The organism is Enterobacter asburiae, assembly GCF_024599655.1.
In the GTDB taxonomy this organism is placed as follows: domain Bacteria; phylum Pseudomonadota; class Gammaproteobacteria; order Enterobacterales; family Enterobacteriaceae; genus Enterobacter; species Enterobacter asburiae_D.
Genome location: NZ_CP102247.1, coordinates 3,340,110 through 3,366,208, shown reverse-complemented (window position 1 = coordinate 3,366,208; position 26,099 = coordinate 3,340,110). Strand labels below are relative to the sequence as shown.

General features: G+C 57.1%; 19 protein-coding genes. 9 read left to right on the top strand and 10 right to left on the bottom strand.

Translation table 11 applies throughout. From position 1 onward, the window contains the following. Positions 1–200 precede the first annotated feature (200 nt). The 3 genes from NQ230_RS16045 (at position 201) to NQ230_RS16035 (ending at position 5,408) form a co-directional block, all read left to right on the top strand. Positions 201–2,915: a glycosyl hydrolase family 18 protein gene (locus NQ230_RS16045; RefSeq protein ID WP_257258191.1), complete on the top strand. Its 2,715-nt coding sequence runs from the start codon at positions 201–203 to the stop codon at positions 2,913–2,915. 108 nt (positions 2,916–3,023) lie between these two features. Continuing rightward, positions 3,024–3,464 (top strand): type III secretion system invasion protein IagB, encoded by a 441-nt coding sequence (gene iagB, locus NQ230_RS16040; RefSeq protein ID WP_121425720.1) that lies wholly within the window; start codon positions 3,024–3,026, stop codon positions 3,462–3,464. A gap of 129 nt (positions 3,465–3,593) precedes the next feature. Next, positions 3,594–5,408, top strand: coding sequence for a chitinase (locus NQ230_RS16035; protein WP_257258187.1), 1,815 nt, complete (start codon positions 3,594–3,596; stop codon positions 5,406–5,408). 138 nt (positions 5,409–5,546) lie between these two features. Here NQ230_RS16035 and NQ230_RS16030 read toward each other — a convergent pair whose 3' ends face one another. The 4 genes from NQ230_RS16030 to poxB form a co-directional block, all read right to left on the bottom strand. Continuing rightward, positions 5,547–6,560, bottom strand: a complete 1,014-nt coding sequence (locus NQ230_RS16030; protein ID WP_121425722.1) for a 3-beta-hydroxysteroid dehydrogenase — start codon at positions 6,558–6,560, stop codon at positions 5,547–5,549. Positions 6,561–6,651: 91 nt separating this feature from the next. Continuing rightward, positions 6,652–8,088 (bottom strand): SDR family oxidoreductase, encoded by a 1,437-nt coding sequence (locus NQ230_RS16025; RefSeq protein ID WP_213821904.1) that lies wholly within the window; start codon positions 8,086–8,088, stop codon positions 6,652–6,654. Positions 8,089–8,098: 10 nt separating this feature from the next. Beyond that, the gene (gene ltaE, locus NQ230_RS16020; protein ID WP_121425724.1) at positions 8,099–9,100 is read right to left on the bottom strand and encodes a low-specificity L-threonine aldolase; all 1,002 of its coding nucleotides are present in this window, start codon (positions 9,098–9,100) and stop codon (positions 8,099–8,101) included. A gap of 38 nt (positions 9,101–9,138) precedes the next feature. Beyond that, positions 9,139–10,857 carry a ubiquinone-dependent pyruvate dehydrogenase gene (gene poxB, locus NQ230_RS16015; protein WP_047346936.1) on the bottom strand — a complete coding sequence of 573 codons (1,719 nt, stop codon included), beginning with the start codon at positions 10,855–10,857 and terminating at the stop codon, positions 9,139–9,141. Positions 10,858–11,008: 151 nt separating this feature from the next. On the opposite strand from poxB, the gene NQ230_RS16010 reads away from it, so the two are divergent. After that, positions 11,009–11,443 carry a DoxX family protein gene (locus NQ230_RS16010; RefSeq protein ID WP_257258179.1) on the top strand — a complete coding sequence of 145 codons (435 nt, stop codon included), beginning with the start codon at positions 11,009–11,011 and terminating at the stop codon, positions 11,441–11,443. Positions 11,444–12,009: 566 nt separating this feature from the next. Here NQ230_RS16010 and hcr read toward each other — a convergent pair. The 4 genes from hcr to aqpZ form a co-directional block, all read right to left on the bottom strand. After that, positions 12,010–12,978: an NADH oxidoreductase gene (hcr, locus tag NQ230_RS16005; RefSeq protein ID WP_257258177.1), complete on the bottom strand. Its 969-nt coding sequence runs from the start codon at positions 12,976–12,978 to the stop codon at positions 12,010–12,012. 10 nt (positions 12,979–12,988) lie between these two features. Then, entirely contained in the window at positions 12,989–14,641 is a 1,653-nt protein-coding gene (gene hcp, locus NQ230_RS16000) for a hydroxylamine reductase (RefSeq protein WP_213821894.1), read from the bottom strand. A 144-nt stretch (positions 14,642–14,785) separates the two neighbouring features. Next, complete coding sequence (locus NQ230_RS15995; protein WP_257258175.1) at positions 14,786–15,685, bottom strand: LysO family transporter; 900 nt, start codon at positions 15,683–15,685, stop codon at positions 14,786–14,788. Positions 15,686–15,868: 183 nt separating this feature from the next. After that, entirely contained in the window at positions 15,869–16,564 is a 696-nt protein-coding gene (gene aqpZ / locus NQ230_RS15990; RefSeq protein WP_257258174.1) for an aquaporin Z, read from the bottom strand. Positions 16,565–16,854: 290 nt separating this feature from the next. On the opposite strand from aqpZ, the gene NQ230_RS15985 reads away from it, so the two are divergent. Continuing rightward, positions 16,855–18,513, top strand: coding sequence for an ATP-dependent endonuclease (locus tag NQ230_RS15985; protein ID WP_257258173.1), 1,659 nt, complete (start codon positions 16,855–16,857; stop codon positions 18,511–18,513). Here NQ230_RS15985 and NQ230_RS15980 read toward each other — a convergent pair. Continuing rightward, on the bottom strand, positions 18,510–19,466 hold the full coding sequence (locus NQ230_RS15980) for a VirK/YbjX family protein (protein WP_257258171.1): 957 nt from the start codon (positions 19,464–19,466) through the stop codon (positions 18,510–18,512). The two genes, NQ230_RS15985 and NQ230_RS15980, sit on opposite strands and share 4 nt — an antisense overlap. A 159-nt stretch (positions 19,467–19,625) precedes the next feature. Between NQ230_RS15980 and macA the strand changes: the two genes are divergently transcribed. Further along, complete coding sequence (macA, locus tag NQ230_RS15975) at positions 19,626–20,741, top strand: macrolide transporter subunit MacA (protein ID WP_059445587.1); 1,116 nt, start codon at positions 19,626–19,628, stop codon at positions 20,739–20,741. After that, positions 20,738–22,678, top strand: a complete 1,941-nt coding sequence (macB, locus tag NQ230_RS15970) for a macrolide ABC transporter ATP-binding protein/permease MacB (protein ID WP_257258168.1) — start codon at positions 20,738–20,740, stop codon at positions 22,676–22,678. Before macA ends, macB begins: the two co-directional genes overlap by 4 nt. A 70-nt stretch (positions 22,679–22,748) precedes the next feature. Here macB and cspD read toward each other — a convergent pair whose 3' ends face one another. After that, positions 22,749–22,970 (bottom strand): cold shock-like protein CspD, encoded by a 222-nt coding sequence (gene cspD, locus NQ230_RS15965; RefSeq protein WP_159513764.1) that lies wholly within the window; start codon positions 22,968–22,970, stop codon positions 22,749–22,751. Between the two features lie 267 nt (positions 22,971–23,237). Here cspD and clpS point away from each other — a divergent pair, with 267 nt between their 5' ends. Together clpS and clpA are read left to right on the top strand one after the other, a co-directional pair. After that, a complete protein-coding gene (gene clpS, locus NQ230_RS15960) occupies positions 23,238–23,558 on the top strand; it encodes an ATP-dependent Clp protease adapter ClpS (protein WP_006174393.1) in 321 nt (106 codons plus the stop codon). A gap of 27 nt (positions 23,559–23,585) precedes the next feature. After that, positions 23,586–25,865 carry an ATP-dependent Clp protease ATP-binding subunit ClpA gene (clpA, locus tag NQ230_RS15955; protein ID WP_023335109.1) on the top strand — a complete coding sequence of 760 codons (2,280 nt, stop codon included), beginning with the start codon at positions 23,586–23,588 and terminating at the stop codon, positions 25,863–25,865. The last annotated feature ends 234 nt before the right edge of the window (positions 25,866–26,099 follow it).

The following is a 26,099-nucleotide window of genomic DNA, read 5'->3' as shown; positions in this document are numbered from 1 at the left end:
CTCTTTGCGCTCAGTGTATCGTAAGGGATATAAGCTACACGGAATTTAGGCTTGTATCTTTTTATGGAGGAATACAACGCAGCAAAACGTTTTTTGTCACGGTTTTCAGGTTGGTTAAATACGCATTACGCAAATAGACTCCATGCTCTCAAGGAAGACATGGATTATTACGTTACGAATAAATTTATCAGGAAATAAAAATGAAATTTATGAAGCCTAAATATCTGGCGCTCTTTATTGCGGCGGCAACCAGCTCCGCATTTGCAGCGGCACCAGGCGCACCGACGATCGGCTATGGCAATGACAAATTTGCCCTGGTTGAAGTGGATCAGGCGGCTCAGGATTATAACAATCTGGTCAAAGTGCATAACGATGGCGTGGATGTCAAAGTGGAGTGGAATGTCTGGAGCGGTGATGCGCCGACTTCAGCTAAAGTTCTGCTGGACGGACAGACCGTATGGACCGGTGCAGGCGGCGCGACAGGCTCTGCAACGTTCAAGGTGAAAAAAGGCGGGCGTTATCAGGAACAGATTGAAGTCTGTAACACCAGCGGCTGTGCGAAAAGCGCCAGCAAGCTGATTATCGTTGCTGATACCGACGGTAGCCATCTGCTGCCGCTGAATGCAGCACTGCAGGAGAACAACAAATCCTTCGCCAAACACACCGATAAAGTGGTTGCGGCCTACTTCCCGGAATGGGGTGTTTACGATCGCGCCTTCCCGGTAGATAAAATTCCTGCTGCTAACCTCAACCACATTCTGTACGGCTTCATTCCAATCTGCGGCGGTGACGGCATCAACGACGGCCTGAAAACCATTGAAGGCGGCAACAGCTTCCGTGTGCTTCAGAACGACTGTAAGGGCCGTCCTGACTATACCGTGGCAATCCACGATCCATGGGCTGCAATTCAAAAACCACAGGCTGGCGTCTCCAACTGGGATGACCCGTACAAAGGTAACTTTGGCCAGCTGATGGCGCTGAAAAAAGCGCATCCGGACCTGAAAGTGCTGCCATCCATCGGTGGCTGGACGCTCTCCGATCCTTTCTTCCACATGGGCGACCCGGCAATCCGTGCCCGCTTCGTCTCCTCTGTTAAAGAGTTCCTGCAGACCTGGAAATTCTTTGACGGTGTGGATATTGACTGGGAATTCCCTGGCGGCGGCGGTGTGAGCGAAACGCTGGGCAACCCGCAGCAGGATAAAGCGACTTATACCGTGCTGATGCATGACCTGCGCACCATGCTGAACGAGCTGTCTGCTCAGACTGGCCGTACCTATGAACTGACCAGCGCCATCGGTGCAGGCCGCGATAAGATTGAAGACGTGGATTACACTGCGGCTCAGCAGTACCTCGACCACATCTTCCTGATGAGCTACGACTTCTACGGCGGCTGGAGCAACACCGTTCTGGGCCACCAGGCTGCACTGCGTGCGCCAGCATGGCGTCCTGACACCGATTACACCACTGAAAACGGCGTAAATGCGCTGCTTTCCCAGGGTGTACAGCCAGGCAAGATCGTGGTGGGTGCGGGCATGTATGGCCGCGGCTGGACCGGCGTGCATGGCTACACCGGTAACAATCCATTCACTGGTACCGCAACCGGTATGGTGAAAGGCACCTGGGAACCAGGCGTGGTTGACTATCGTCAGATCGTCAACGAATACAAAGGCAAACCAGGCTGGGAATACGGCTACGATGCTGACGCGGAAGCGCCTTACATCTTTAACAAAACCACCGGCGACCTGATCACGTATGAAGATGCGCGCTCAACGACGGCGAAAGGTAAGTATGTTCTGGCGAATAAACTGGGCGGTCTGTTCGCATGGTCTATCGACTCTGATACCGGCGACATTCTGAACGCGATGAACGAAAGCCTGCTGGGCGGTGATTCTACTCCGGTTAACCCGGTCGTCACTAACCACGCGCCAATCGCGTCATCAGCGGATCAGAACGTATCTGGCCCGGCAACCGTCACGCTTGATGGTTCTGCTTCCAGCGATCCGGACGGCGATGCGATCACCTACAAATGGACCCAGGTTTCTGGCCCATCTGTAACCATCGCTAACAGCACCAAAGCGAAAGCAACCTTCAACGTTGCGGCAGCGACCACCGACCAGACCATGACGTTCCGCCTGACGGTGACTGACGCGAAAGGCCTGAGCAACGCGATTGACGTGCAGGTTGTGAACAAAGCGCCAAAAGCGAACCTGGCACCCGTGGTGAATGCAATGGAAGCGGTAACGCTGCAGGCGGGTGAAACCTACGCTCTGCATGCTCAGGCTGCGGATCCAGACGGCGACGCGCTGACCTACGCCTGGAGCGTTCCAGCGGATATGCACGCGACCGGTACCGACACGGCGAACGTGAGCATCACCGCGCCGGAAGTGAGCTCTGCCTCTTCCTACACCCTGAGCGTTGTGGTGAGCGACGGTAAAACCAGCGTGCAGTCTAACGTCCAGGTGACCGTGAATCCGAAACCGGCTGACGTCACGCCGCCTGCTGATGATGTGACGCCTCCAGCGGACGACGTTACCCCTCCGGCTGATGACGTGACTCCGCCATCTGATGAAGACTCTGCAACTGGAAGCTGCGACAATCCTGTCGATGCTAACGCCAGCAAATATGCCGCGTGGGATGCCAGCAAAATCTACAACAATGGCGACACCGTAAGTGCCGATCATCTGGTGTGGAAAGCGAAGTACTGGACACAGGGCAACAAGCCTGGCTTCGGTGTAGATGCCTGGGAACTGGTGAGCAACGTGAAGATGAACTGGCGTTCTGACCTGGTTTACAACGGCGGCGAAACCACCACCTACCAGGGCAACGTTTACCGTGCCAAATGGTGGACCAGTGGTGACAACCCGGCTAACAGCGATGTATGGGTGAAAGAAGGTCCATCAACAGACTGCAAATAATCTAACCCGATAAACGCTCACCGCTCTCTGATGAGGGGGTGAGCGATTCAAAATTCATTTTACAGGATGTGGGCAAGGAGAAATAACCGAAACTGTCAGCAGGTAAAAATGAAAAAATTAATATTGTTGTTACTGATAATAAGCCAAAGCGCACTGGCAAACTGTTGGGATAAAGCGGCGCATTATTATCATGTCGATCCCTATTTATTGTATGCCATTGCTAACGTTGAATCCGGAATGAACCCGTATGCGGTTGGGCAAAACCACGACGGCACCCGCGATGTTGGGCTGATGCAGATAAACAGCTCGCATTTTACGGAGCTGGAGAGCAGGGGGATTGATGAATACCGACTGATGACCGAGCCCTGTACCTCAATCATGGTGGGGGCGTCCATCCTCTCCGGAATGATTAAAGTCTATGGCTATAACTGGGAGGCGGTAGGCGCCTATAACGCCGGGTTAAAAAAAGAGAATTATCCGCAGCGAATGGTGTATGCCCATAAGGTCTGGAAAAAATATCAGCAGTTGAAATTAGCGGCACGTTATTAGTTTTTTATTTTTGAAGAATTCCTGAGGGTGTTCTTCGAAAAGTGAAAACAGCTGTCTGTGGTTTATTTATTAACGGATTAATACATAAGCCGGGATTTAACTTTAACTTCAATTAACAGGAATACTGAAATGAACAAAAGGACGTTACTGAGTGTACTCGTTGCCGGCGCATGCGTAGCACCGTTTATGGCGCAGGCTGCTTCGTTGCAAGCGACCACCAGTGAACCATACACCATGAAAGCCAGCGATCTGGCGAAGAAGGAAAAAGAGCTGACCAGCTTCCCGCTGATGGCCTCCGTAAAAGAGACCATCCAGACGCTGGACAATGCTCAGGTAGAAATGATTGAGCCAGGCCGTGCGGCGAACCCGGACAACGTGAAGCGCGTTGAAGGGATCGTGAAGACCAGCGACTGGGAATACCTGTTCCCGATGCGCGCGCAGGCCTATACCTACAGCAACTTCCTGAAAGCGGTGGGTAAATTCCCGGCGCTGTGTAAGACCTACAACGACGGTCGCGACAGCGACGCCATCTGCCGTAAAGAGCTGGCAACCATGTTTGCCCACTTTGCCCAGGAAACCGGCGGCCACGAAAGCTGGCGTCCGGAAGCTGAATGGCGTCAGGCGCTGGTTCACGTGCGTGAAATGGGCTGGACCGAAGGTCAGAAGGGCGGCTACAACGGCGAATGTAACCCGGACGTCTGGCAGGGGCAGACCTGGCCGTGCGGTAAAGATAAAGACGGTGACTTCCTGAGCTACTTCGGTCGCGGTGCGAAGCAGTTGTCCTACAACTACAACTACGGTCCGTTCTCTGAAGCGATGTACGGCGATGTGCGTACCCTGCTCGACAAACCTGAGCTGGTGGCGGACACCTGGCTGAACCTGGCGAGTGCGATCTTCTTCTTCGCCTACCCGCAGCCGCCAAAACCAAGCATGCTGCAGGTTATCGACGGCACGTGGCAGCCGAACGATCACGATAAGGCCAACGGTCTGGTACCGGGCTTTGGCGTGACCACCCAAATCATCAACGGCGGCGTTGAGTGCGGCGGCCCGACTGAAATTGCCCAGTCGCAAAACCGTATCAAGTACTACAAAGAGTTCGCGAACTATCTGAAAGTGCCTGTTCCGGCAAATGAAGTGCTGGGCTGCGCCAACATGAAGCAGTTCGACGAAGGCGGTGCCGGTGCCTTGAAGATTTACTGGGAACAGGACTGGGGATGGAGCGCTGATACGCCAGACGGTAAGACCTACTCTTGCCAACTGGTGGGCTACCAGACGCCGTTCAGCGCCTTTAAAGACGGTGACTATAGCAAGTGCGTGCAGAAATTCTTCAAAGTTAACATCGTGAACGACGACGGCTCTGCCACCACACCGGATGAAACGCCGGTAACGCCAACGCCGACACCAGAGCCAACACCAGCGCCAACGCCGGATGAAACCCCGGCTGAGCCAGCGGCGGTGAACCACGCCCCGGTCGCGCATATTGCGGGTCCAATCGGTGCGGTTGACGCCGGTGCGCAGGTTTCTCTGAGCGCGGAAGGGTCTACCGATGCTGATGGCAACAAGCTGACCTACACCTGGCGTTCACAGGATGGTCAGACCGTCACCGGTCAGGATAAAGCGGTTGTGACCTTCAAGGCGCCAGAAGCGGCGACGGCTCAGCAGATTGAAGTGAGTCTGACCGTTAGCGATGGTGAACTGAGCAGCACCACCTCTTACCTGCTGAACGTGAAGGCGAAAGCGGCACCGTCTCAGGACGAAGGCACTTCCGGCTCTTACGCCGCGTGGAGCGCGAACAGCAAGTACAACGCAGGTGATATCGTGAATAACCACGGTAAACTGTTCCAGTGCAAGCCGTTCCCGTACAGCGGCTGGTGTAACAGTGCCCCGGCATACTATGAACCGGGTGCAGGCCTGGCATGGTCTGACGCCTGGACGGCATTATAAACAGCAAACGGCAACCGAAAGGTTGCCGTTTTAGTGTTTGCTCTTTCCCCTCACCCTAACCCTCTCCCCAAAGGGGCGAGGGGATAGTACGGTGCAGTTGTAGGCCCGGTAAGGCGAAGCCGCCACCGGGCAAAAAGGCTAGCGATGAAGCTTCCCGTGATCCCGTAACCACGCCGCCGTGCGCTCAATCCCTTCATCCAGCGTTACAACCGGTTTATATCCCAGCTCGTTCTCCGCACGCGAAATATCCAGCGTGAAATCAAAGTTAAGCTTCGATACACCGTAATGCGTCAGCGCAGGCTCTTTGGCCGATTTACTACCAAAACGCTCCATGCTGCGGGCAATCATATCCAGCATCGGGTAGGGCACGGAACGGATACGGCAATCGATCTGCAGCTCGTCGATCAGCCGCTGCACAATGCTGCGCAGCGTGCAGGGTTCGCCGTTGGTGATGTTGTAGGCGCGACCGGAAATGAGCTTGTCGCAGTCCGGCTGGCTCGCCAGCCACATGGCGTGGACGGCGTTTTCGTAATAGGTCATATCCACCAGCGCATCGCCGCCGCGCGGCAGCAGCACGCTGCCGTAGTGGTGCATCATCTGCGCCAGGCGCGGAATAAACACTTTGTCGTGCGGCCCGAACAGGCTCTGGGGGCGCAGCACGGTAAAGCGGGTATGCGGGTTCGACTGCGCCAGAAGGTCAATCACCTCTTCGCTGGCCGCCTTGCTGCGGGCAAACTCACAGGCAAAACGAGCCGGGCGGAAATCTTCCTGCACGTCACGATGGTGGTGATAGTCGAAATAGAGTGACGGTGACGAGATATGAATAAAGTTACGCACGCCCCAGGCGACGGCCCATTCGCCCAGACGGCGGGTGGCCCGCACGTTGGCGAGATCGAAGGCTTCCTGGGTACCCCACGGGGAGGTAAAACTGGAGCAGTGCCACAGCGTGTCGATACCGGCGAGCATCACTTTCGCCTGAGAGGAGACCAGCTCCGTCAGGTCAGCATGGACGAACTCTGCGCCCATTTTTTGCAGCAGTTTTCCCATCGCTTCATTGCGACCGGTAGCCCTGACGCTTATGCCCTTGTTGCGCAGAAATTCGACCGCATTTCGGCCTAAGCCGCTGGTCGCCCCGGTAACCAGTACCTTCATATCTATCCACTGTGTTGAAAAGAATTTCGTGCGCATTCTTTCGTGAATTACGACGCTATGCAATGGGAAAGGTGAAAGAAAAAGGGTTTTATTAACGAATTTTCATCTTTTGTTCTGCCCGTTGCGCAATGCGTTTCGCCATCCCCCGGAAGATAAACAGGTGGGCGGGGATCATCAGCAGCCAGTAGAACAGACCCGGCATTCCGTGCGGATGCCACCAGGCGCGGACGTCCAGTTCACGATGATCGCCTTTGTCTTTCAGGGTAAAGCAGAGTCGCCCCAGCCCCGGGGCCTTCATACCGAACAGCATCGCCAGCTGTTTTTCCGGCTCGACGATGATCACCTTCCAGCTGTCGACCGCATCGCCCACCTCAAGATACGGGCGTGCCGGGCGGCCTTTTGCCAGCCTGTGCCCCACCAGCAGATCCATTGCCCCGCGCGTTTGCCAGAGGATATTGCCGAAGAAATAACCGTCTTTGCCGCCAATCTGGTTCACGACCTCCCACAGATCTGCAAGGCTGGCGGAAGTCTTCACCGTGCAGCCCGCCTGTTTCGGGTAATAGCCGTACTCCGGCCGCCAGCGGGCAAACGCCTGGGCGTCGTAGCCCCAGTCGCTGGAGTTCACCAGCTGCTCTTCCTCTTTCAGCGTATTGCGCACGGCATCATCAAACCGGATCAGATCCTGGGGAATGAGTGCCCGCAGCTCGCGATCGTCCGCCAGCAGATCGTGCTTCAGCCCCTGGATCAGCGCTTTGGCGGTCGTCGGCGGTACCGAGGTGATCACATTCAAAAACCACACCGAAATCCAGCGGGTTGGAAAGGGGATGGGGATAAGCCAGCGGCGGCGGCCGCTGACGCGCATAAAATGTTCGAACTGCTCCTGATAGCTCAGGACTTCGGGGCCCGCAGCTTCCAGCACGCGGTGTTGCTCCGCCGGATGTTCCAGCAGCGCCACCAGATAATGCAGTAAATTCTCCAGCGCAATCGGCGTGGTGCGCGAACGAACCCAGCGCGGCGGCGTGAGTACCGGCAGGTTGTAGACCATATCGCGCATCACTTCGAAGGCGGCGGAACCCGCGCCGACGATAATGCCGGCGCGCAGTTCGGTAACAGGGATAGCGGCGTCGCGCAGGGTGTCCCCCGTCAGCTGGCGGGCGCGCAGGTGATCGGACTGCTCATGCTCGGGCGCCTGGAGCGAGCTTAAAAAAATCACCTGCTTCACCGGCGTTTGCAGCAGAACATCGCGGACGTTCATCGCCACCTGACGCTCGTGGGCGATAAAATCTCCGCCTTCACCCATGCTGTGCACAAGGTAGTAAAGCGTGTCGACCCCTTCGAGCAGCGCGGGAAGCTCCTTCGGCCAGTTGAGGTCAACGCTGTGGCAGGTGACGCCTGGCAAACTGAGTTTTTGCAGCCGTTCGGTGTTACGTGCCGCAGCCAGCACCCGGTGTCCCTGCTGGCTTAACGCCGCGGTAAGATGCTGACCGATATACCCGCTGGCGCCGAGCACCAGAATGCGTTGCGGCACGTGATGCTCCTTATCGCTGTAAAAACGCCTGCCAATGTTTCACCACGTCCGCCAGCTGTTCGCGACTCACGTCAAGGTGCATGACCAGGCGCACGACAGGTGAGGCGTTGATCAGCACGCCACGTGATTTCATAAATTCACCCAGCGCGGCGGCGTGGTCATCGCCCACGCGAACAAACAGCATGTTAGTGTCGTGACGCATCACGTCGGCGCCAATTTCGCGCAGCTGCGTAGCCATCCACGCGGCGTTGTCGTGGTCGTCCTTCAGGCGCGCCACGTTGTTTTTCAGGGCATACAGCCCGGCCGCCGCCAGAATACCCGCCTGGCGCATGCCGCCGCCGGTCATCTTACGCCAGCGGTTGGCGCGCTTGATGTAGTCTGCGTTACCGACCAGCAGAGAGCCCACCGGCGTGCCCAGACCTTTAGAGAGGCAAATGGTGAACGAGTCGCAGTATTGCGTAATCTCTTTCAGCTCGCAGCCGTACGCCACCACGGCGTTGAAGATGCGCGCACCGTCCACGTGCAGGCCGAGCCCGCGCTCGCGAGTGAATTCCCACGCTGCTTTCAGGTACTCGCGCGGCAGCACTTTGCCGTTGTGGGTGTTTTCGAGGCTGAGCAGCCTGGTGCGGGCGAAGTGAATATCGTCGGCCTTGATTTTTGCCGCGACCTTATCGAGCGGCAGGGAGCCGTCCGGCGCGGCGTCAATCGGCTGCGGCTGAATGCTGCCGAGCACCGCGGCACCGCCTGCTTCATACAGATAGTTATGCGCGCCCTGGCCGACAATGTACTCTTCCCCGCGCTCGCAGTGGCTGAGCAGCGCCACCAGGTTAGCCTGCGTACCGGTTGGCAGGAACAGGGCAGCCTCCTTGCCGCTCAGTTCAGCCGCGTAGCGCTGCAGTTCGTTGACCGTCGGGTCATCGCCGTAGACGTCGTCCCCGACCGGGGCGGCCATCATCTCTTCGAGCATGGCGCGGCTCGGGCGGGTTACGGTATCACTGCGTAAATCGATCATGGCATGTCCTTATTATTAAAAAGGCGATGCCAGATGTTTTACCTGAGCCAGTTGGTTTTTGCCAGTTCGATCACCTCATCGCCGCGCCCGCTGATGATGGCGCGCAGCATATACAGGCTAAAGCCTTTGGCCTGTTCCAGCTTGATCTGCGGCGGGATCGCCAGTTCCTCTTTGGCGACGACCACGTCCACCAGCACCGGTCCGTCAATGGAGAAGGCGCGCTGCAGGGCTTCATCCACCTCTGAGGCTTTCTCCACGCGAATACCGGTGATGCCGCAGGCCTCGGCAATGCGCGCGAAGTTGGTGTCGTGCAACTCGGTGCCGTCCGTCAGGTAACCACCGGCCTTCATCTCCATTGCCACGAAGCCCAGCACGCTGTTGTTAAAGACCACGATTTTCAGCGGGAGCTTCATCTGCACCACCGAGAGGAAATCCCCCATCAGCATGCTGAACCCGCCGTCGCCGCACATCGCCACCACCTGACGCTCCGGCGCCGTCGCTTTTGCGCCCAGCGCCTGCGGCATGGCGTTGGCCATCGAGCCGTGGTTGAACGAGCCAAGCAGGCGGCGTTTGCCGTTCATCTTCAGGTAGCGGGCTGCCCAGACGGTTGGCGTGCCCACGTCGCAGGTGAAGATGGCATCGTCGTCGGCGAAATGGCTGATCTGCTGCGCCAGATACTGCGGGTGAATGGCTTTGTCGCTCGGTTTGGCGAGGTCGTCCAGCCCCTTGCGGGCATCGCGATAGTCGCTCAACGCCTTATCGAGGAACTTGCGATCCGTTTTTTCTTCCAGCAGCGGCAGCAGGGCGGCAAGGGTCGATTTAATGTCGCCCACCAGCGCCATATCGACCTTGCTGTGCGCGCCGATGCTGGCCGGGTTGATATCAATCTGAATGATTTTGGCATCCGCTGGATAGAACGGACGATACGGGAACTGGGTGCCGAGCAGGATCAGCGTGTCGGCGTTCATCATGGTGTGGAAGCCGGAAGAAAAACCGATCAGCCCGGTCATCCCCACGTCGTAAGGGTTGTCGTACTCGACGTGCTCTTTGCCGCGCAGGGCGTGGACAATCGGCGATTTCAGCTTCCCGGCAAATTCAAGCAGCTCCTTGTGGGCGCCCGCGCAGCCGCTGCCGCACATCAGGGCGATGTTGCTGGAGTAACGCAGCAGCTGCGCCAGCTTTTTCAGCTCCTCTTCAGCAGGCGTCACCACGGGCTGCGGAGCGTGATACCAGTGGGTGCTGGCCCCTTCCGGCGCGGCCTTGAGGGCCACATCGCCCGGGATGACGACCACCGAAACGCCGCGGTTTAGCACGGCCTTGCGCATGGCGATCGCCAGCACCTGCGGGATCTGCTCCGGGGATGAAACCAGCTCGCAATAGTGGCTGCATTCACGGAACAGCTCCTGCGGATGCGTCTCCTGAAAATAGCCGCTGCCGATTTCGGAAGAGGGGATATGGGCGGCAATGGCCAGCACCGGCACGTGGTTACGGTGGCAGTCGAACAGCCCGTTGATCAGATGCAGGTTGCCGGGACCGCACGAGCCCGCACACACGGCCAGTTCCCCCGTGAGCTGTGCTTCCGCGCCTGCGGCGAAGGCGGCAACCTCTTCATGGCGGGTAGGCATCCATTCGATGGTCTTCATCTTGTTGAGGCTGTCGCTGAGTCCGTTCAGGGAATCGCCGGTTACGCCCCAGATACGTTTCACGCCAGCCTGTTCGAGCGTTTTCGCAATATATGCAGCCACGGTTTGTTTCATGGTTGTCCGTCTCCTTTTTGTGATATCGCTTACAAGCTTAGAAGAAAGTCTCCGTCTTGCCCGTTATCTCCCCCTAATTAAAAGGTGCTTTTCACGCGCAATTATTCGGCATAATCTGGCAATACCTCGGTGAAAACAGGAATAACTTCAAATGGTTAAATCATTGTTAATTGCTGTAAATGAAAAGCTATCGAGCGACGATCTTGGCAAACTCTTGTTACGACTTGCCGTCGGCGGGCTGATGCTTTTTCACGGTTTGCACAAGCTTTTTGGCGGCGTGGGCTTTATCAGCGGCATGCTGGTGGAGAAAGGGTTGCCGGGGTTTATCGCCTACGGCGTATTGGTTGGCGAAGTGGTGGCACCGATCCTGATTATTGTTGGGCTCTTTACGCGCCCGGCCGCCCTGGTGCTGGCGTTTACGATGATCGTGGCGTGGCTGATGGTGGGAGTGGGGGAAACGCTCGCCCTCGATAAGGTAGGCGCATGGGCGATTGAAAGCCTGGTGTACTTCTTTATCGGTTCGCTGGCTATCGCGTTTTTAGGCGCAGGGCGGTTTGCGGTAGGGAAAGGTCCTGCGTGGCGGTGAAAGTTGGATGCTGGAATGAAAGAAGGGGTCTACGGACCCTTTTTTTATTGGTGATTTTTAAGTGGTTGATTTTATTGTGCTGAATTGTATATCATGAAAAAAGGGTTTAAGGGGGATTTTTTAGGGGAATTCTTTATTTGACAAAGTGATAGGTGTAGATTGTTCCAGTTCACTGCCGTGCAGGCAGTTTAGAAAGATTGACTCCAGCCCATACGAAAGACTTCGCAGTTCACTGCCGTACAGGCAGCTTAGAAATTCCTCCCTTCGCCGTTGCTCCTTTTGCCCTTGTTCACTGCCGTACAGGCAGCTTAGAAGGCACTTCAGCCGGGTAAGCGTCAGCGCCACCCGACAAAAGCCCGGTGGCGCTGACGCTTACCGGGCCTACAAGCCGATATTTCCGAATAAGCCTGAATTAGCACCGTCTTCATCGGGTGCGGAGAAACGAAACGTCGCCCGACAAAAAGCCCGGTGGCGCTAGCGCTTACCGGGCCTACGAAGAGCCGCACGTACAACGTAGGCCGGGTAAACGCAGTGCCACCCGGCAAAAATGGTGGCACCGCGTCAGATTACGCCAGCACCAGATCGCCCTGCGGGTGGCACGAACATGCCAGCACGTAACCCTCGGCAATTTCCGCGTCGGACAGCGTCATCGTGCTGGTGACGGTATACTCCCCGGAAACCACCTTCGTCTTACAGCAGCCGCACACGCCCGCGCGGCAGGCAGCGACTACCGGCACCTTGTTGCTTTCCAGCGCCTCCAGCAGCGTGGTCCCCACGCGGCCAAAGAAGGTCTGCGCTGGCTGCAGCCTGGTGAACTTAACGCCGCTGGTTGCCGCTTCCGCCACCGGCGTGAAGAACTGCTCTTTGAAGAAGCGGGTCACGCCAAGCGCCTTCACTTCTTTCTCGACGATATCCATGTAAGGCGCCGGGCCGCAGGTCATCACGGTGCGGTTTGCGATATCCGGCACGCTTTGCAGCAGCTCGCGGCTCAGGCGACCGGGCACAAAGCCGTGGGTCGCGTTGTGCTCCGCCACCAGCGTCACCGGATAATCACGCCACTCATCGGCAAAAATCACATCCTCGGGTGAACGTACGCTGAAAATCACCTGCACGTCCGCCTGCGGGCGGTTCTTCGCCAGCCAGCGGCGCATCGACATGATCGGCGTCACGCCACAGCCCGCCGCCAGCAGCAGGAATTTATCGTCTGCCTTGTCGTCACAGGTGAATTCCCCCTGCGCGTCGGACAGCCAGATATAATCCCCGCGCTTCACGTCCCGCGTCAGCCACTGTGAGCCCGCGCCGTCATCAATGCGGCGGACGGTGAGCGTAATGTACTCGCTCACGCCCGGCGTTGAGGAGATCGTGTAGGCGCGCAGGGTGTCTGCCGAGTTGCGAACGCTAACCAGCGCATACTGACCTGCACGGTACGGATAGTAGTCATGGCACAGCAGCGACAGCGTCCACACATCCGGCGTCTCCTGATGGATGTGATGAACCTGCATCCGCCACGGACATTGTGAGGTTGGCATGGTCATGAATACCTCCTTACGCGCTCAGCAGCTGCTTCATATCATCTTCAACGTTGGTCACGGAACGCAGACCGAATTTCTCGTTCAGCACCGCCAGCAGGTCCGGCGTCAGGAAGCCTGGCGCGGTCGGGCCGGTCACGATGTTGGTCACGCCCAATGAGAGCAGGGTCAGCAGGATGACGATCGCTTTCTGCTCAAACCACGACAGCACCAGAGACAGCGGCAGGTCGTTCACGCCGCAGCCCAGTTTCTCCGCCAGCGTGACCGCCAGAATGATGGCTGAGTAAGCATCGTTACACTGGCCCGCATCGATCAGGCGCGGCAGACCTTCGATGTCGCCGAAGTCCAGCTTGTTGAAACGGTATTTGCCGCACGCCAGGGTCAGGATCAGGCAGTCTTCCGGCACGCTGGTGGCGAAATCGGTGAAGTAGTTACGCTCGCCGCGCGCGCCGTCGCAGCCGCCGACGAGGAAGATGTGGCGCAGTTTTTCACGGCTGACGAGATCGATCAGCGAATCAGCGGCGCCGAGCAGGGTTTCACGACCAAAGCCGACGGTGATCAGGTGCGGGATTTCGCTGTACGGGAAGCCCGCCATCTGCTGCGCCTGGGCGATAACCGGACCGAAATCGTCGCCTTCAAGGTGGCTCACGCCCGGCCAGCCGACGATGCTGCGGGTCCAGATGCGGTCATCATACGCGCCCACGGTAGGGTCGATGATGCAGTTAGAGGTCATCACGATAGGGCCAGGGAAGCGGGCGAACTCCACCTGCTGGTTCTGCCAGCCGCTGCCGTAGTTACCGATCAGATGCTTAAATTTACGCAGCTCCGGGTAGCCGTGCGCCGGGAGCATTTCACCGTGGGTATAGACGTTAACGCCGGTACCTTCGGTTTGCTTCAGCAGGTTGTAGAGATCTTTCAGGTCGTGACCGGAAATCAGGATGCACTTGCCTTCGGTCGCCTTGACGTTGACCTGAGTCGGCGTCGGGTGGCCGTAGGTGCTGGTTTCACCGGCATCCAGAATGCTCATCACGCGGAAGTTCATCTGGCCGATTTCCATTGAGCACTCCAGCAGCGCGTTCATATCGGCAGGCCAGGTGCCCAGCCACGCCATGATTTTGTGGTACTGGGCGTAAATCTCGTTGTCTGACTTCCCGAGCACGTGCGCGTGTTCCATATACGCCGCAGCGCCTTTCAGGCCGTACAGGCACAGCAGGCGCAGGCCGAGAATGTTCTCGCCAATCGCCGCTTTGTCTTTATTCGGGGCGAATTCTGCCGCCTGACGCTGCAGGTCGCCGAGATCGTCGCTGACCAGCTGAAGTTCAGACATCGGGTTTTCCACCCGGGCGCTGGCGTCTGCCTTCAGGCACTGTGCTTTGAGCGCTTCACGCAGGGCAATCGCTTCGCGGGCATAGCCGACAATGCGCGGGGAATCGAAGTTAACGTTGGTTAGCGTGGAGAAAAACGCGCGCGGGGCGAAGCTGTCGACGTAGTGGTCAACAATGCCGTATTCGCGGGCTTTGAACGCCCATGCGGAAAGGCCTTGCAGGGCGGCAATCAGCAGGTCCTGCAGGTCAGATGTTTCTGCGGTTTTGCCGCACATACCCTGTGCGTAAGAGCAGCCATTGCCTGCCGGGGTACGGATGGTTTGTTCACATTGCACACAAAACATAATCACACCTGTTAAAGTTATATTTGATATACATGTTTAAGGTTATGCCTGTGCCAGAACGGAGAAAAGGGCTTTCTGCTACAAAATAGAGGGAGATTGATTTAGCGCAATTTTGGCGGCAGGAAACCTACCGCCAAAGAAGTATCAGGCAGAGAAGAAGGCCATCATGATCGGAACCAGCAGACTTAAAATAAAGCCGTGCACGATAGCTGCGGGCACCATCTCCAGCCCCCCGGAGCGCTGGAGTACCGGCAGGGTAAAGTCCATCGACGTCGCGCCACACAGGCCCAGCGCGGTAGAACGACTGCGGCGAACCAGACCTGGGATCAGCATGATGGCAATCAGCTCGCGCGCCAGATCGTTAAAGAAGGCGGCGCTGCCGATCACCGGACCGAAAGATTCGGTTAGCAGAATACCGGAGAGGGAGTACCAGCCAAAACCTGACGCCATCGCCAGGCCGGTTTTTAGCGGAAGATCGAGAATAAAGGCATTAATGACGCCTGCCACCATTGAACTGGCGACAACAATCACCGCAACCATCATTCCCCGACGGTTGAGGACAATTTGTTTCAGCGTCATGCCATTATTTCGCAGCTGAATACCAATCAGGAACAGCAGGAAGATCAGCGTATATTCACTGGCCTCTGTCGCATGCTGTAAAAATGCCCAACCGGTCAGCCCAAGAAGAAAACCGAGCACCACGACGCCGCATAATTTTAATGATTCAAGCGCCATTGCAATTCGTGAAGGGAGTTTTTCCTGATGGTGGTGATTTTTCCATGGAATAGCGCGTTCCAGCCACAGCAGTGCGGCAATATTGCACAGCAAAATAACCACCACGGTGACGACAGAATAATGGAGGATGGAGAGTAAATTCGCCGACAGGTTATCCAGGAAGGCGAGGCTTATCCCCATAAAGAAAAGAATGACGTAAACAATCCAGCTGAGAAAACGGTTGATAAGCCGTAATGCGGATTCCTGATGCAGCGGGATAAGGTAGCCCGCAATCAGGGGCAGCAGAATAATGAGGAGTCCTGAAAACATGAACAGCCGGTCCTTTTTGAGTATCTGTTAAGCGCCAGTGACACTACCCAATAAAGGCTATTCAGTAAAGCGGCAATAAAAAAGCCGGGTGGCGGCTACGTCTTACCCGGCTTGTATATTTGGGGTGGTGTGGCCTGATGCCCTCACCCCGGCCCTCTCCCACAGGGAGAGGGGGGAAAACCATTAATCGCGTTTTTCCAGCAGGGTGCGGTACAGCACGCCGCCCAGGATACCGCCGATAATTGGCATCACCCAGAACAGCCACAGCTGTTCAAGCGCCCAGTCGCCCTGGAAGATGGCGACGGCGGTGCTGCGTGCCGGGTTAACCGAGGTGTTGGTGACCGGAATTGAAATCAGGTGGATCAGCGTCAGTGCCAGACCAATGGCAATCGGGGCAAAACCGGCCGGCGCGTGTTTGTCCGTTGCGCCGTGGATCACCAGCAGGAAGCCCGCGGTCAGCACGATTTCAATCACGATGGCAGACAGCATGGAGTAGCCGCCCGGAGAATGCTCGCCGAAGCCGTTAGAGGCAAAGCCGCTTGCCGCCGCGTCGAACCCGGCTTTACCGCTGGCAATGACGTACAGAACGCCCGCCGCAATAATACCGCCAACTACCTGCGCCACAATGTAGCCAATCACGTCTTTAGCCGGGAAACGACCGCCCGCCCATAAACCTAATGTCACTGCCGGGTTAAAATGACCGCCGGAAATATGTCCCACGGCAAACGCCATGGTTAATACGGTTAAACCAAACGCCAGCGCGACGCCGACAAAACCAATGCCTAATTCCGGGAATGCTGCTGCCAGAACGGCGCTACCGCAGCCACCAAATACCAGCCAGAATGTACCAAAGCATTCTGCCGCTAATTTTCTAAACATAACCACCTCAAATAATTATCCGCACGCTTTCCCGCGCGCGGGATATATCGTCATAAAGGGATGACGACTCAAAGAGTCTCTATTCTAAAAAATAACAACACCCCTTCGCCACTTAAATAAATTCTGTTGGTTTGATTATGGGCAATGTGATGTCAATCCTTGTTCAATTCAGCGGTAAATAGAGCATAGACCAATTCTCGCAAGGGTGAATGTTGTGCTGTCGTGACAGAACGCCTCCCGCTATACTGCTGATAACTTGAAGGAAAAAGTGATCATTTGTCGGGGGATTTATGCTTCTCGAACGTGTGGAAATTGTCGGGTTTCGCGGTATTAACCGTCTGTCGCTGCAGCTGGAGCAGAACAACGTCCTGATCGGCGAGAACGCGTGGGGGAAGTCCAGCCTGCTGGATGCGTTGACGCTACTGCTTTCGCCCGAAGACGATCTGTATCACTTCGTCCGCGACGATTTCTGGTTCCCGCCCGGCGATGTGACGGGGCGCGAGAAGCACCTGCATATCATCCTGACGTTCCGCGAATCCGAGCCCGGACGGCATCGCGTGCGTCGCTTCCGCCCGCTGTCACCCTGCTGGGTGCCGTGCGATGACGGTTTCCACCGGATTTTCTATCGGCTGGAAGGGGAGATGGCGGAGAACGAAGGGGTACTCACCCTGCGTGATTTTCTCGATGAGAAAGCCAACCCGATCCCGCTGGACAATATCGACGATCTTGCCCGCCACCTGATCCGCCTGACGCCGGTGTTGCGCCTGCGCGATGCGCGCTTTATGCGGCGTATTCGTAACGGTACCGTACCGAACATGCCGGACGTGGAAGTCACCGCCCGCGAGCTGGATTTTCTGGCAAGAGAGTTGGTGTCGCGTCCGCAGAATCTGACCGATGGGCAAATCCGTCAGGGGTTGTCCGCGATGGTACAGCTCCTGGAGCACTATTTTTCCGAGCAGGGCACCTCGGCGTCCCGCCATCGTCTGATGCGCCGCCGCTCTCATGATGAGCAGCGAAGCTGGCGCTATCTCGACATCATTAACCGGATGATCGACCGGCCCGGCGGCCGTACCCATCGGGTGATTTTGCTGGGTTTGTTTTCAACGCTTCTGCAGGCCAAAGGCACCGTTCGTCTTGACCGGGACGCCCGGCCGCTGCTGCTGGTGGAAGACCCGGAAACGCGCCTGCATCCCATCATGCTCTCCGTGGCATGGCATCTGCTGAATCTGCTGCCGCTCCAGCGCATTACGACCACCAATTCCGGGGAGCTATTATCGCTGACGCCGGTAGAACACGTCTGTCGCCTGGTGCGTGAATCCTCCCGCGTCTCCGCTTTCCGCCTTGGGCCGGGCGGTTTGAACGCGGAAGACGGGCGGCGCATCGCGTTTCATATTCGCTTTAACCGGGCGTCGTCGCTCTTTGCCCGCTGCTGGCTGCTGGTGGAGGGGGAAACGGAAACCTGGGTCATCAACGAACTGGCGCGCCAGTGCGGCCACCATTTTGATGCGGAAGGCATTAAGGTGATTGAATTTGCCCAGTCGGGATTAAAGCCGCTGATAAAATTTGCCCGCCGGATGGGGATCGAGTGGCACGTGCTGGTAGACGGTGATGAGGCGGGTAAAAAATATGCCTCGACCGTGCGGAGCCTGCTGAATAACGAGCGAGAGGAAGAGCGCGATCATTTAACCATGCTCCCTGCGATGGACATGGAACACTTTATGTATCGTCAGGGGTTCGACGACGTCTTCCACCGCATTGCCATGGTGCCGGTCGATGTCCCAATGAACATGCGGCGCGTGATCGCCAAAGCCATTCATCGTTCGTCAAAACCGGATTTAGCCATTGAAGTGGCGACGGAAGCGGGGAGGCGGGGCGTGGAGGCGGTACCGACCCTGCTGCGGAAGATGTTCTCCCGCGTGCTGTGGCTGGCACGCGGGAAAGCGGATTAGCGCTGGGTCGCCTGTTTCACCTGCTGGATCAGGCTATCCAGCAGCGCGTAGCGGCGGCGATATTCGGCGCGTTTTTTGCTGGCAATCTCTTCCATCGGTTTACGCGGCATGACGAGCGGCAGCAAAAAGTTACCGTTATCCAGCTTTTCACCGCCGATGGAGAGCCAGAAACTGTCGTAATCGGCCAACAGTTTGCCCTCTTTTTTCTTGCGGTAGCGCCAGCTGCGATAAATATGGGTATCGTTACTGACGGCGACAATTTGCTCTACCGGGAACGCGGCGCCGAGCGTCATTGCGGCCTCGACCAGCAGACGTTTCGGGAACAGACCGTGGCAGGCTTTCGTCGCCCCCTGGATCAGCTCATGGGGAACATGCGCTTTTGCGCCCTGCAAACCGCCAATGAACAGCGTCGATTTTCCCTCAAACTGGCATAGCGTAAAGGTCATCTCCGCCAGCGCCGTATTTTGACTGTCACAGAAAACGAGGGTAGCTTCTCCCTCTTTATCCATAAACGCGTCGGCACACAGGCGGACGATAAATTGCTGTTCATCTTTTCCGGTTAAGGTCAGCAGGGTCACGCCCTGCTTTGAAAGGTAACCATGAGTCAGCGTCGCCGGCAGCTGACGACACATCATCTGATAGTGCCAGGAGAGCGATTCCAGCGCACGCTGTCGATCCATATTGACCGTCAACCACGGACGATGAAGGCGGCAGGGCAGCCCCGGCTGAACCTGGAGCATTTGCATCAGGTGCGGATGTTTTGCCAGCTCAGACAGCAGACGCGCGGTGCTGAGCGGTGTCGCCAGTGAGCGCAGCATGAACTTACGTCGGTAGGCGGTTTTTTCCCATGCCAGCCCGGGCGTAATCTCACCGAAAGCCAGGTTTTTGAAAAGCTGCCAGCCGGATTTTGGCTGCGGCAGGTTTGAAAGTGATGTATCGACGATAGAAGACATGGTAGATCCTGATCCTTGTGGAATATCGCTATTTCAACAGGAGAAATGTCAACATCTCGTAAACAAATTAGGACGATTTCGGAGAACAGGGCTTTCGTTGAAGAGTCGTTTAGTTAGAATCAACACTTATCATTGCCAGAACATTTATTTGGAATATTTATGAACCTCAAGGGAAAACGCAGAACGCTGTTTCTGCTGCTGGCGGTCGTGGTTTTAGCCGGTGGATACTGGCTATGGCAGGTGCTGAATGCGCCGGTGCCACAGTATCAGACGCTGATTGTTCGCCCTGGCGAACTGCAGCAAAACGTCCTCGCGACGGGCAAGCTTGACGCGTTGCGCAAGGTTGACGTCGGCGCTCAGGTCAGCGGCCAGCTGAAAACGCTGTCGGTTGAGATTGGCGACAAGGTGAAAAAAGGCCAGCTGCTCGGCGTTATCGATCCTGAGCAGGCTGAGAACCAGATCCGCGAGGTGGAAGCCACGCTGATGGAGCTGCGCGCGCAGCGTGCGCAGGCGCTGGCAGAACGTAACCTGGCCCAGGTAACGCTGACCCGTCAGCAGGCGCTGGCCAAAACCCAGGCTATTTCGAAACAGGATCTCGATACTGCCACCACTGAACTGGCGGTGAAACAGGCGCAGATTGGCACGATTGACGCGCAAATCAAACGCAATCAGGCCTCGCTGGATACGGCGAAAACCAACCTCGACTACACCAAAATCGTCGCGCCGATGGCGGGCGAAGTGACCCAGATCACCACGCTGCAGGGCCAGACGGTGATTGCCGCGCAGCAGGCGCCAAATATTCTGACGCTGGCGGACATGAGCACCATGCTGGTCAAAGCACAGGTCTCAGAGGCGGATGTTATCCATCTTAAGCCGGGGCAGAACGCCTGGTTTACGGTGCTTGGCGACCCGCAGACCCGCTACGAAGGCGTGCTGAAAGACATTCTGCCGACGCCGGAAAAAGTGAACGACGCTATCTTCTACTATGCCCGCTTTGAGGTGCCAAACCCGCAGGGCGTGCTGCGTCTGGATATGACCGCGCAGGTGCATATCCAGCTGACCGGCGTGAAGAACGTGCTGACCATTCCGCTCTCTGCGCTCGGTGAATCCGCCGGGGATAGCCGCTACAAGGTGAAGGTGCTGCGCAACGGCGAAACGCGTGAGCGCGAGGTCGTGATCGGCGCGCGCAACGACACCGACGTGGTGGTGGTGAAAGGGCTGGAAGAGGGCGAGGAGGTTGTTGTCAGTGAAAGCCTGCCCGGAGCCGCCAAATGACGGCGCTGCTTGAGCTGAATAACATTCGCCGCAGCTATCCGTCCGGCGACGGTCCGGTGGAGGTGCTGAAGGGCATCTCCCTGCGCGTGGAGGCGGGCGAGATGGTGGCCATCGTCGGCGCATCGGGTTCCGGTAAATCGACGCTGATGAACATTCTCGGCTGCCTGGATAAACCGACCAGCGGGACCTATCGCGTGGCCGGGACGGATGTCTCCACGCTGGACGGCGACGCGCTGGCGAGGCTGCGTCGGGAACATTTCGGCTTTATCTTCCAGCGTTACCATCTGCTTTCTCACCTGAATGCGGCCCAGAACGTGGAAGTGCCTGCGGTGTATGCGGGCGTCGAGCGTAAAAAGCGCCTTGAGCGCGCGCAGATGCTGCTGACGCGTCTGGGGCTAGCGGAGCGGGTGGAGTACCAGCCCTCGCAGCTGTCCGGCGGCCAGCAGCAGCGCGTGAGTATTGCCCGCGCCCTGATGAACGGCGGGCAGGTTATCCTCGCGGATGAACCGACCGGCGCGCTCGACAGCCATTCCGGCGAAGAGGTGATGGCGATCCTCCATCAGCTTCGCGATCAGGGGCACACGGTGATTATCGTTACCCACGATCCGCAGGTGGCGGCGCAGGCGGAACGCATTATTGAGATCCACGACGGCGAGCTGGTCAGCAATCCGCCGCCGCGCGAGTCCAGGGCTGCGGCACCGAAAGAAGCGCTACCGGCATCAACCGGCTGGGGACAGTTCTCCAGCGGCTTTCGGGAAGCGCTGACCATGGCCTGGCTGGCGATGGCGGCCAACAAAATGCGTACCCTGTTGACGATGCTCGGCATCATTATCGGTATCGCCTCGGTGGTGTCGATCGTGGTGGTGGGCGACGCGGCCAAGCAGCTGGTGCTGGCAGATATCCGCGCCATCGGCACCAATACCATTGACGTTTATCCCGGCAAAGACTTTGGTGACGACGAGCCGCAGTATCAGCAGGCGCTGAAATACGACGATCTCGCGGCGATTCAGAAGCAGCCGTGGGTGAACTCCGCCACGCCTGCGGTTTCGCAGAACCTGCGTCTGCGCGTGGGCAACGTTGACGTGGCCGCCAGCGCTAACGGCGTGAGCGGAGACTATTTCAACGTCTACGGCATGACCTTCAGCGAAGGCGCCACCTTCAACGCCGAGCAGCTGGCGGGCAGGGCGCAGGTGGTGGTGCTGGATGCGAACTCGCGCAGGCAGCTCTTCCCCAATAAAGCCAGCGTGGTAGGCGAAGTGATCCTGGTGGGCAACATGCCTGCCACGGTCATCGGCGTGGCGGAAGAGAAGCAGTCGATGTTCGGCAGCAGCAAGATCCTGCGCGTCTGGCTGCCCTATACCACCATCTCAGGGCGGATTATGGGGCAGTCCTGGCTCAACTCCATCACCGTGCGCGTGAAGGAGGGCTACGACAGCGCGCTTGCCGAACAGCAGCTTGAGCGGCTGTTAACCCTGCGCCACGGGAAGAAAGATTTCTTCACCTGGAATATGGACGGCCTCTTGAAAACGGCGGAAAAGACCACACGTACTCTTCAGCTGTTCCTCACGCTGGTGGCGGTGATCTCGCTGGTCGTCGGCGGCATCGGGGTGATGAATATCATGCTGGTGTCGGTCACCGAGCGCACCCGGGAGATCGGCATCCGCATGGCGGTCGGAGCCAGGGCCAGCGACGTGCTGCAGCAGTTTTTGATTGAAGCGGTACTGGTGTGTCTGGTCGGCGGGGCGATGGGCATTGCGCTCTCGATGATGATCGCGTTTGCGCTCCAGCTCTTTTTACCCGGCTGGGAGATTGGCTTCTCGCCGGTTGCCATTATTACCGCATTTTTGTGTTCGACCTTTACCGGCATTTTGTTTGGCTGGTTGCCCGCCCGCAACGCGGCGCGGCTGGATCCGGTGGACGCGCTGGCTCGGGAATAACCCGAAAATAAAAATGCCAGCCGATCGGGCTGGCATTTTGACTGCGGGATGTACACAATAAAACAGAGAGCTATGCAACCGTCTCTGCTTCAAGGGGTACGATTAGGCTTGCATGATTGCCTTTTGGACCCTGATGTACATCGAACCGGACGGGCTGCCCGGCTTTGAGCGTTCTGTAACCATCCATCTGAATGGTGGAATAGTGAGCGAAGATATCCTCGCCGCCGCCTTCGGGGCAGATGAAGCCAAACCCTTTGGCGTTGTTGAACCACTTAACAGTACCCATTTCCATGCTTCGACATCCTTCGTAAATCTTATAAGTTAAGATGGAATGAACCGGTGGTGGAGTGGGGGCTGTTCAAAACCTCGCCATCTCACGCTTGTACAATTTAGAGAAACGAAAGAAGTCGTCAAGCGTTTGGCGCTGGAGATGGGACAATAATCAACCAAAGTTTGAAGCAGTTAACGCTATTGCAACAGTTTGTGACAGACATCGCGGATGACAGTAATAGATGATTGTTATCTAACATCTGAGGTAGATTCAAAGTGGTTATGCATAATGGGTAAGACCAACGATTGGCTGGATTTTGACCAGCTGGCGGAAGATAAAGTGCGCGACGCGCTAAAACCGCCATCTATGTATAAAGTTATGTTAATGAACGATGATTACACGCCGATGGAATTTGTTATTGACGTGCTACAAAAGTTCTTTTCTTATGATGTAGAACGTGCAACGCAACTGATGCTTACCGTTCATTATCGAGGCAAAGCTATCTGCGGCATCTTCACAGCCGAAGTGGCGGAAACCAAAGTGGCGATGGTGAACGACTATGCGAGGGAGAACGAGCATCCGTTGCTGTGTACGCTGGAAAAGGCCTGATAAGGCATAAAATTGGGGGAGGTGCCTATGCTCAATCAAGAACTGGAACTCAGTTTAAACATGGCTTTCGCCAGAGCGCGTGAGCACCGACATGAGTTTATGACCGTCGAGCATTTACTGCTCGCACTGCTTAGCAACCCATCTGCCCGCGAAGCGCTGGAAGCCTGCTCCGTGGATCTGGTGGCGCTACGTCAGGAACTCGAAGCCTTCATCGAACAAACCACACCGGTGCTGCCAGCCAGTGAAGAAGAGCGCGACACGCAGCCGACGCTCAGCTTCCAGCGCGTGCTGCAGCGCGCGGTATTCCACGTCCAGTCTTCCGGACGTAGCGAAGTGACTGGCGCAAACGTCTTAGTCGCCATCTTCAGCGAGCAGGAGTCACAGGCTGCCTACCTGCTGCGCAAACACGAAGTCAGCCGCCTCGACGTGGTTAACTTTATTTCTCACGGAACGCGCAAAGACGAGCCTAACCAGGCATCGGATTCCAGCAATCAGGTCAATAACAATGAAGAGCAAGCAGGCGGGGAGGATCGTATGGAAAACTTCACCACCAACCTTAACCAGCTTGCTCGCGTTGGCGGTATCGACCCGCTGATTGGTCGCGATAAAGAGCTGGAGCGCGCGATCCAGGTGCTGTGCCGTCGCCGCAAGAACAACCCGCTGCTGGTGGGTGAGTCAGGCGTGGGTAAAACCGCGATTGCCGAAGGGCTTGCCTGGCGCATTGTGCAGGGCGACGTGCCGGAAGTGATTGCCGACTGCACCATCTACTCGCTGGATATCGGCTCGCTGCTGGCGGGCACCAAATACCGCGGTGATTTTGAAAAACGCTTCAAGGCGCTGTTAAAGCAGCTGGAGCAGGACACCAACAGCATCCTGTTTATCGATGAGATCCACACCATCATCGGCGCAGGTGCGGCCTCCGGTGGCCAGGTGGATGCCGCGAACCTGATCAAACCGCTGCTCTCCAGCGGCAAGATCCGCGTGATTGGCTCCACGACCTACCAGGAGTTCAGCAACATCTTTGAGAAAGACCGTGCGCTGGCGCGCCGCTTTCAGAAAATCGACGTGACCGAACCGTCCGTCGAGGAAACGGTGCAGATCATCAACGGCCTGAAGCCGAAGTACGAAGCGCACCACGACGTGCGTTACACCGCGAAAGCGGTCCGTGCGGCGGTGGAGCTGGCGGTGAAATACATCAATGACCGTCATCTGCCGGATAAGGCGATTGACGTGATTGATGAGGCAGGGGCGCGTGCGCGTCTGATGCCGGCCAGCAAGCGTAAGAAAACCGTTAACGTGGCGGATATTGAGTCCGTGGTGGCCCGCATCGCGCGTATCCCTGAGAAGAGCGTTTCTCAGAGCGACCGCGACACGCTGCGCACCCTCGGCAATCGCCTGAAAATGCTGGTCTTTGGTCAGGATAAAGCCATTGAGGCCTTAACCGAAGCGATCAAGATGGCCCGCGCCGGACTGGGGCATGACCACAAGCCTGTCGGTTCCTTCCTGTTCGCTGGCCCGACCGGCGTGGGGAAAACCGAGGTGACGGTACAGCTCTCCAAAGCGCTGGGCATTGAGCTGCTGCGCTTTGATATGTCCGAGTATATGGAGCGTCACACCGTCAGCCGTTTGATTGGTGCGCCTCCGGGATACGTGGGCTTTGACCAGGGCGGCCTGCTCACCGACGCGGTGATCAAGCATCCGCACGCGGTACTGCTGCTCGATGAAATCGAGAAAGCGCACCCGGACGTGTTCAACATCCTGCTGCAGGTGATGGACAACGGGACGCTGACCGACAACAACGGGCGCAAGGCGGACTTCCGCAACGTGGTGCTGGTGATGACCACCAACGCCGGTGTGCGTGAAACCGAGCGTAAATCCATCGGCCTGATCCATCAGGATAACAGCACCGATGCGATGGAGGAGATCAAGAAGATCTTCACGCCGGAGTTCCGTAACCGTCTGGACAACATTATCTGGTTCGATCACCTCTCTACCGACGTGATCCATCAGGTAGTGGATAAGTTCATCGTCGAGCTGCAGGTCCAGCTGGATCAGAAAGGCGTATCGCTGGAAGTGAGCCAGGAGGCCCGCAACTGGCTGGCCGAGAAAGGCTACGACCGTGCGATGGGTGCCCGTCCGATGGCGCGCGTGATTCAGGACAACCTGAAGAAACCGCTGGCGAACGAGCTGCTGTTTGGCTCGCTGGTGGACGGCGGCCAGGTGACCGTGGCGCTGGACCAGGCGAAGAACGAGCTGACGTACGATTTCCAGAGCGCGGCGAAGCACAAGCCGGAAGCGGCTCACTGAGTTGTTTTAGTTCAAAAGCCGGGTTTTTAACCCGGCTTTTTTGTGCCCGCTTTTCTTCCTCTCCCTGTGGGCTGAGGAATCTCCACAAATTAATGCGAGCAGTGAACAATCCCCTCGCCCCTTTGGGGAGAGGGTTAGGGTGAGGGGAACAGGCCGCCGAGGAATTTTGCGAGGCGCTTTCCAGTTTCTTTCGAAGTCAGTTGCTGGATAAAACCACAGTAATAAAATGGCGGC

Bases quoted from the DNA above. Each gene is read 5' to 3' on its own strand.
- NQ230_RS15980 (WP_257258171.1), bottom strand. From the start codon at position 19,466: ATGTCTTCTATCGTCGATACATCACTTTCAAACCTGCCGCAGCCAAAA.
- NQ230_RS16045 (WP_257258191.1), top strand. From the start codon at position 201: ATGAAATTTATGAAGCCTAAATATCTGGCGCTCTTTATTGCGGCGGCA.
- ltaE (WP_121425724.1), bottom strand. From the start codon at position 9,100: ATGATCGATTTACGCAGTGATACCGTAACCCGCCCGAGCCGCGCCATG.
- NQ230_RS15995 (WP_257258175.1), bottom strand. From the start codon at position 15,685: ATGTTTTCAGGACTCCTCATTATTCTGCTGCCCCTGATTGCGGGCTAC.
- NQ230_RS15985 (WP_257258173.1), top strand. From the start codon at position 16,855: ATGCTTCTCGAACGTGTGGAAATTGTCGGGTTTCGCGGTATTAACCGT.
- NQ230_RS16030 (WP_121425722.1), bottom strand. From the start codon at position 6,560: ATGAAGGTACTGGTTACCGGGGCGACCAGCGGCTTAGGCCGAAATGCG.
- iagB (WP_121425720.1), top strand. From the start codon at position 3,024: ATGAAAAAATTAATATTGTTGTTACTGATAATAAGCCAAAGCGCACTG.
- NQ230_RS16010 (WP_257258179.1), top strand. From the start codon at position 11,009: ATGGTTAAATCATTGTTAATTGCTGTAAATGAAAAGCTATCGAGCGAC.
- aqpZ (WP_257258174.1), bottom strand. From the start codon at position 16,564: ATGTTTAGAAAATTAGCGGCAGAATGCTTTGGTACATTCTGGCTGGTA.
- macA (WP_059445587.1), top strand. From the start codon at position 19,626: ATGAACCTCAAGGGAAAACGCAGAACGCTGTTTCTGCTGCTGGCGGTC.
- macB (WP_257258168.1), top strand. From the start codon at position 20,738: ATGACGGCGCTGCTTGAGCTGAATAACATTCGCCGCAGCTATCCGTCC.
- hcr (WP_257258177.1), bottom strand. From the start codon at position 12,978: ATGACCATGCCAACCTCACAATGTCCGTGGCGGATGCAGGTTCATCAC.
- NQ230_RS16035 (WP_257258187.1), top strand. From the start codon at position 3,594: ATGAACAAAAGGACGTTACTGAGTGTACTCGTTGCCGGCGCATGCGTA.
- clpS (WP_006174393.1), top strand. From the start codon at position 23,238: ATGGGTAAGACCAACGATTGGCTGGATTTTGACCAGCTGGCGGAAGAT.
- cspD (WP_159513764.1), bottom strand. From the start codon at position 22,970: ATGGAAATGGGTACTGTTAAGTGGTTCAACAACGCCAAAGGGTTTGGC.
- clpA (WP_023335109.1), top strand. From the start codon at position 23,586: ATGCTCAATCAAGAACTGGAACTCAGTTTAAACATGGCTTTCGCCAGA.
- hcp (WP_213821894.1), bottom strand. From the start codon at position 14,641: ATGTTTTGTGTGCAATGTGAACAAACCATCCGTACCCCGGCAGGCAAT.
- poxB (WP_047346936.1), bottom strand. From the start codon at position 10,857: ATGAAACAAACCGTGGCTGCATATATTGCGAAAACGCTCGAACAGGCT.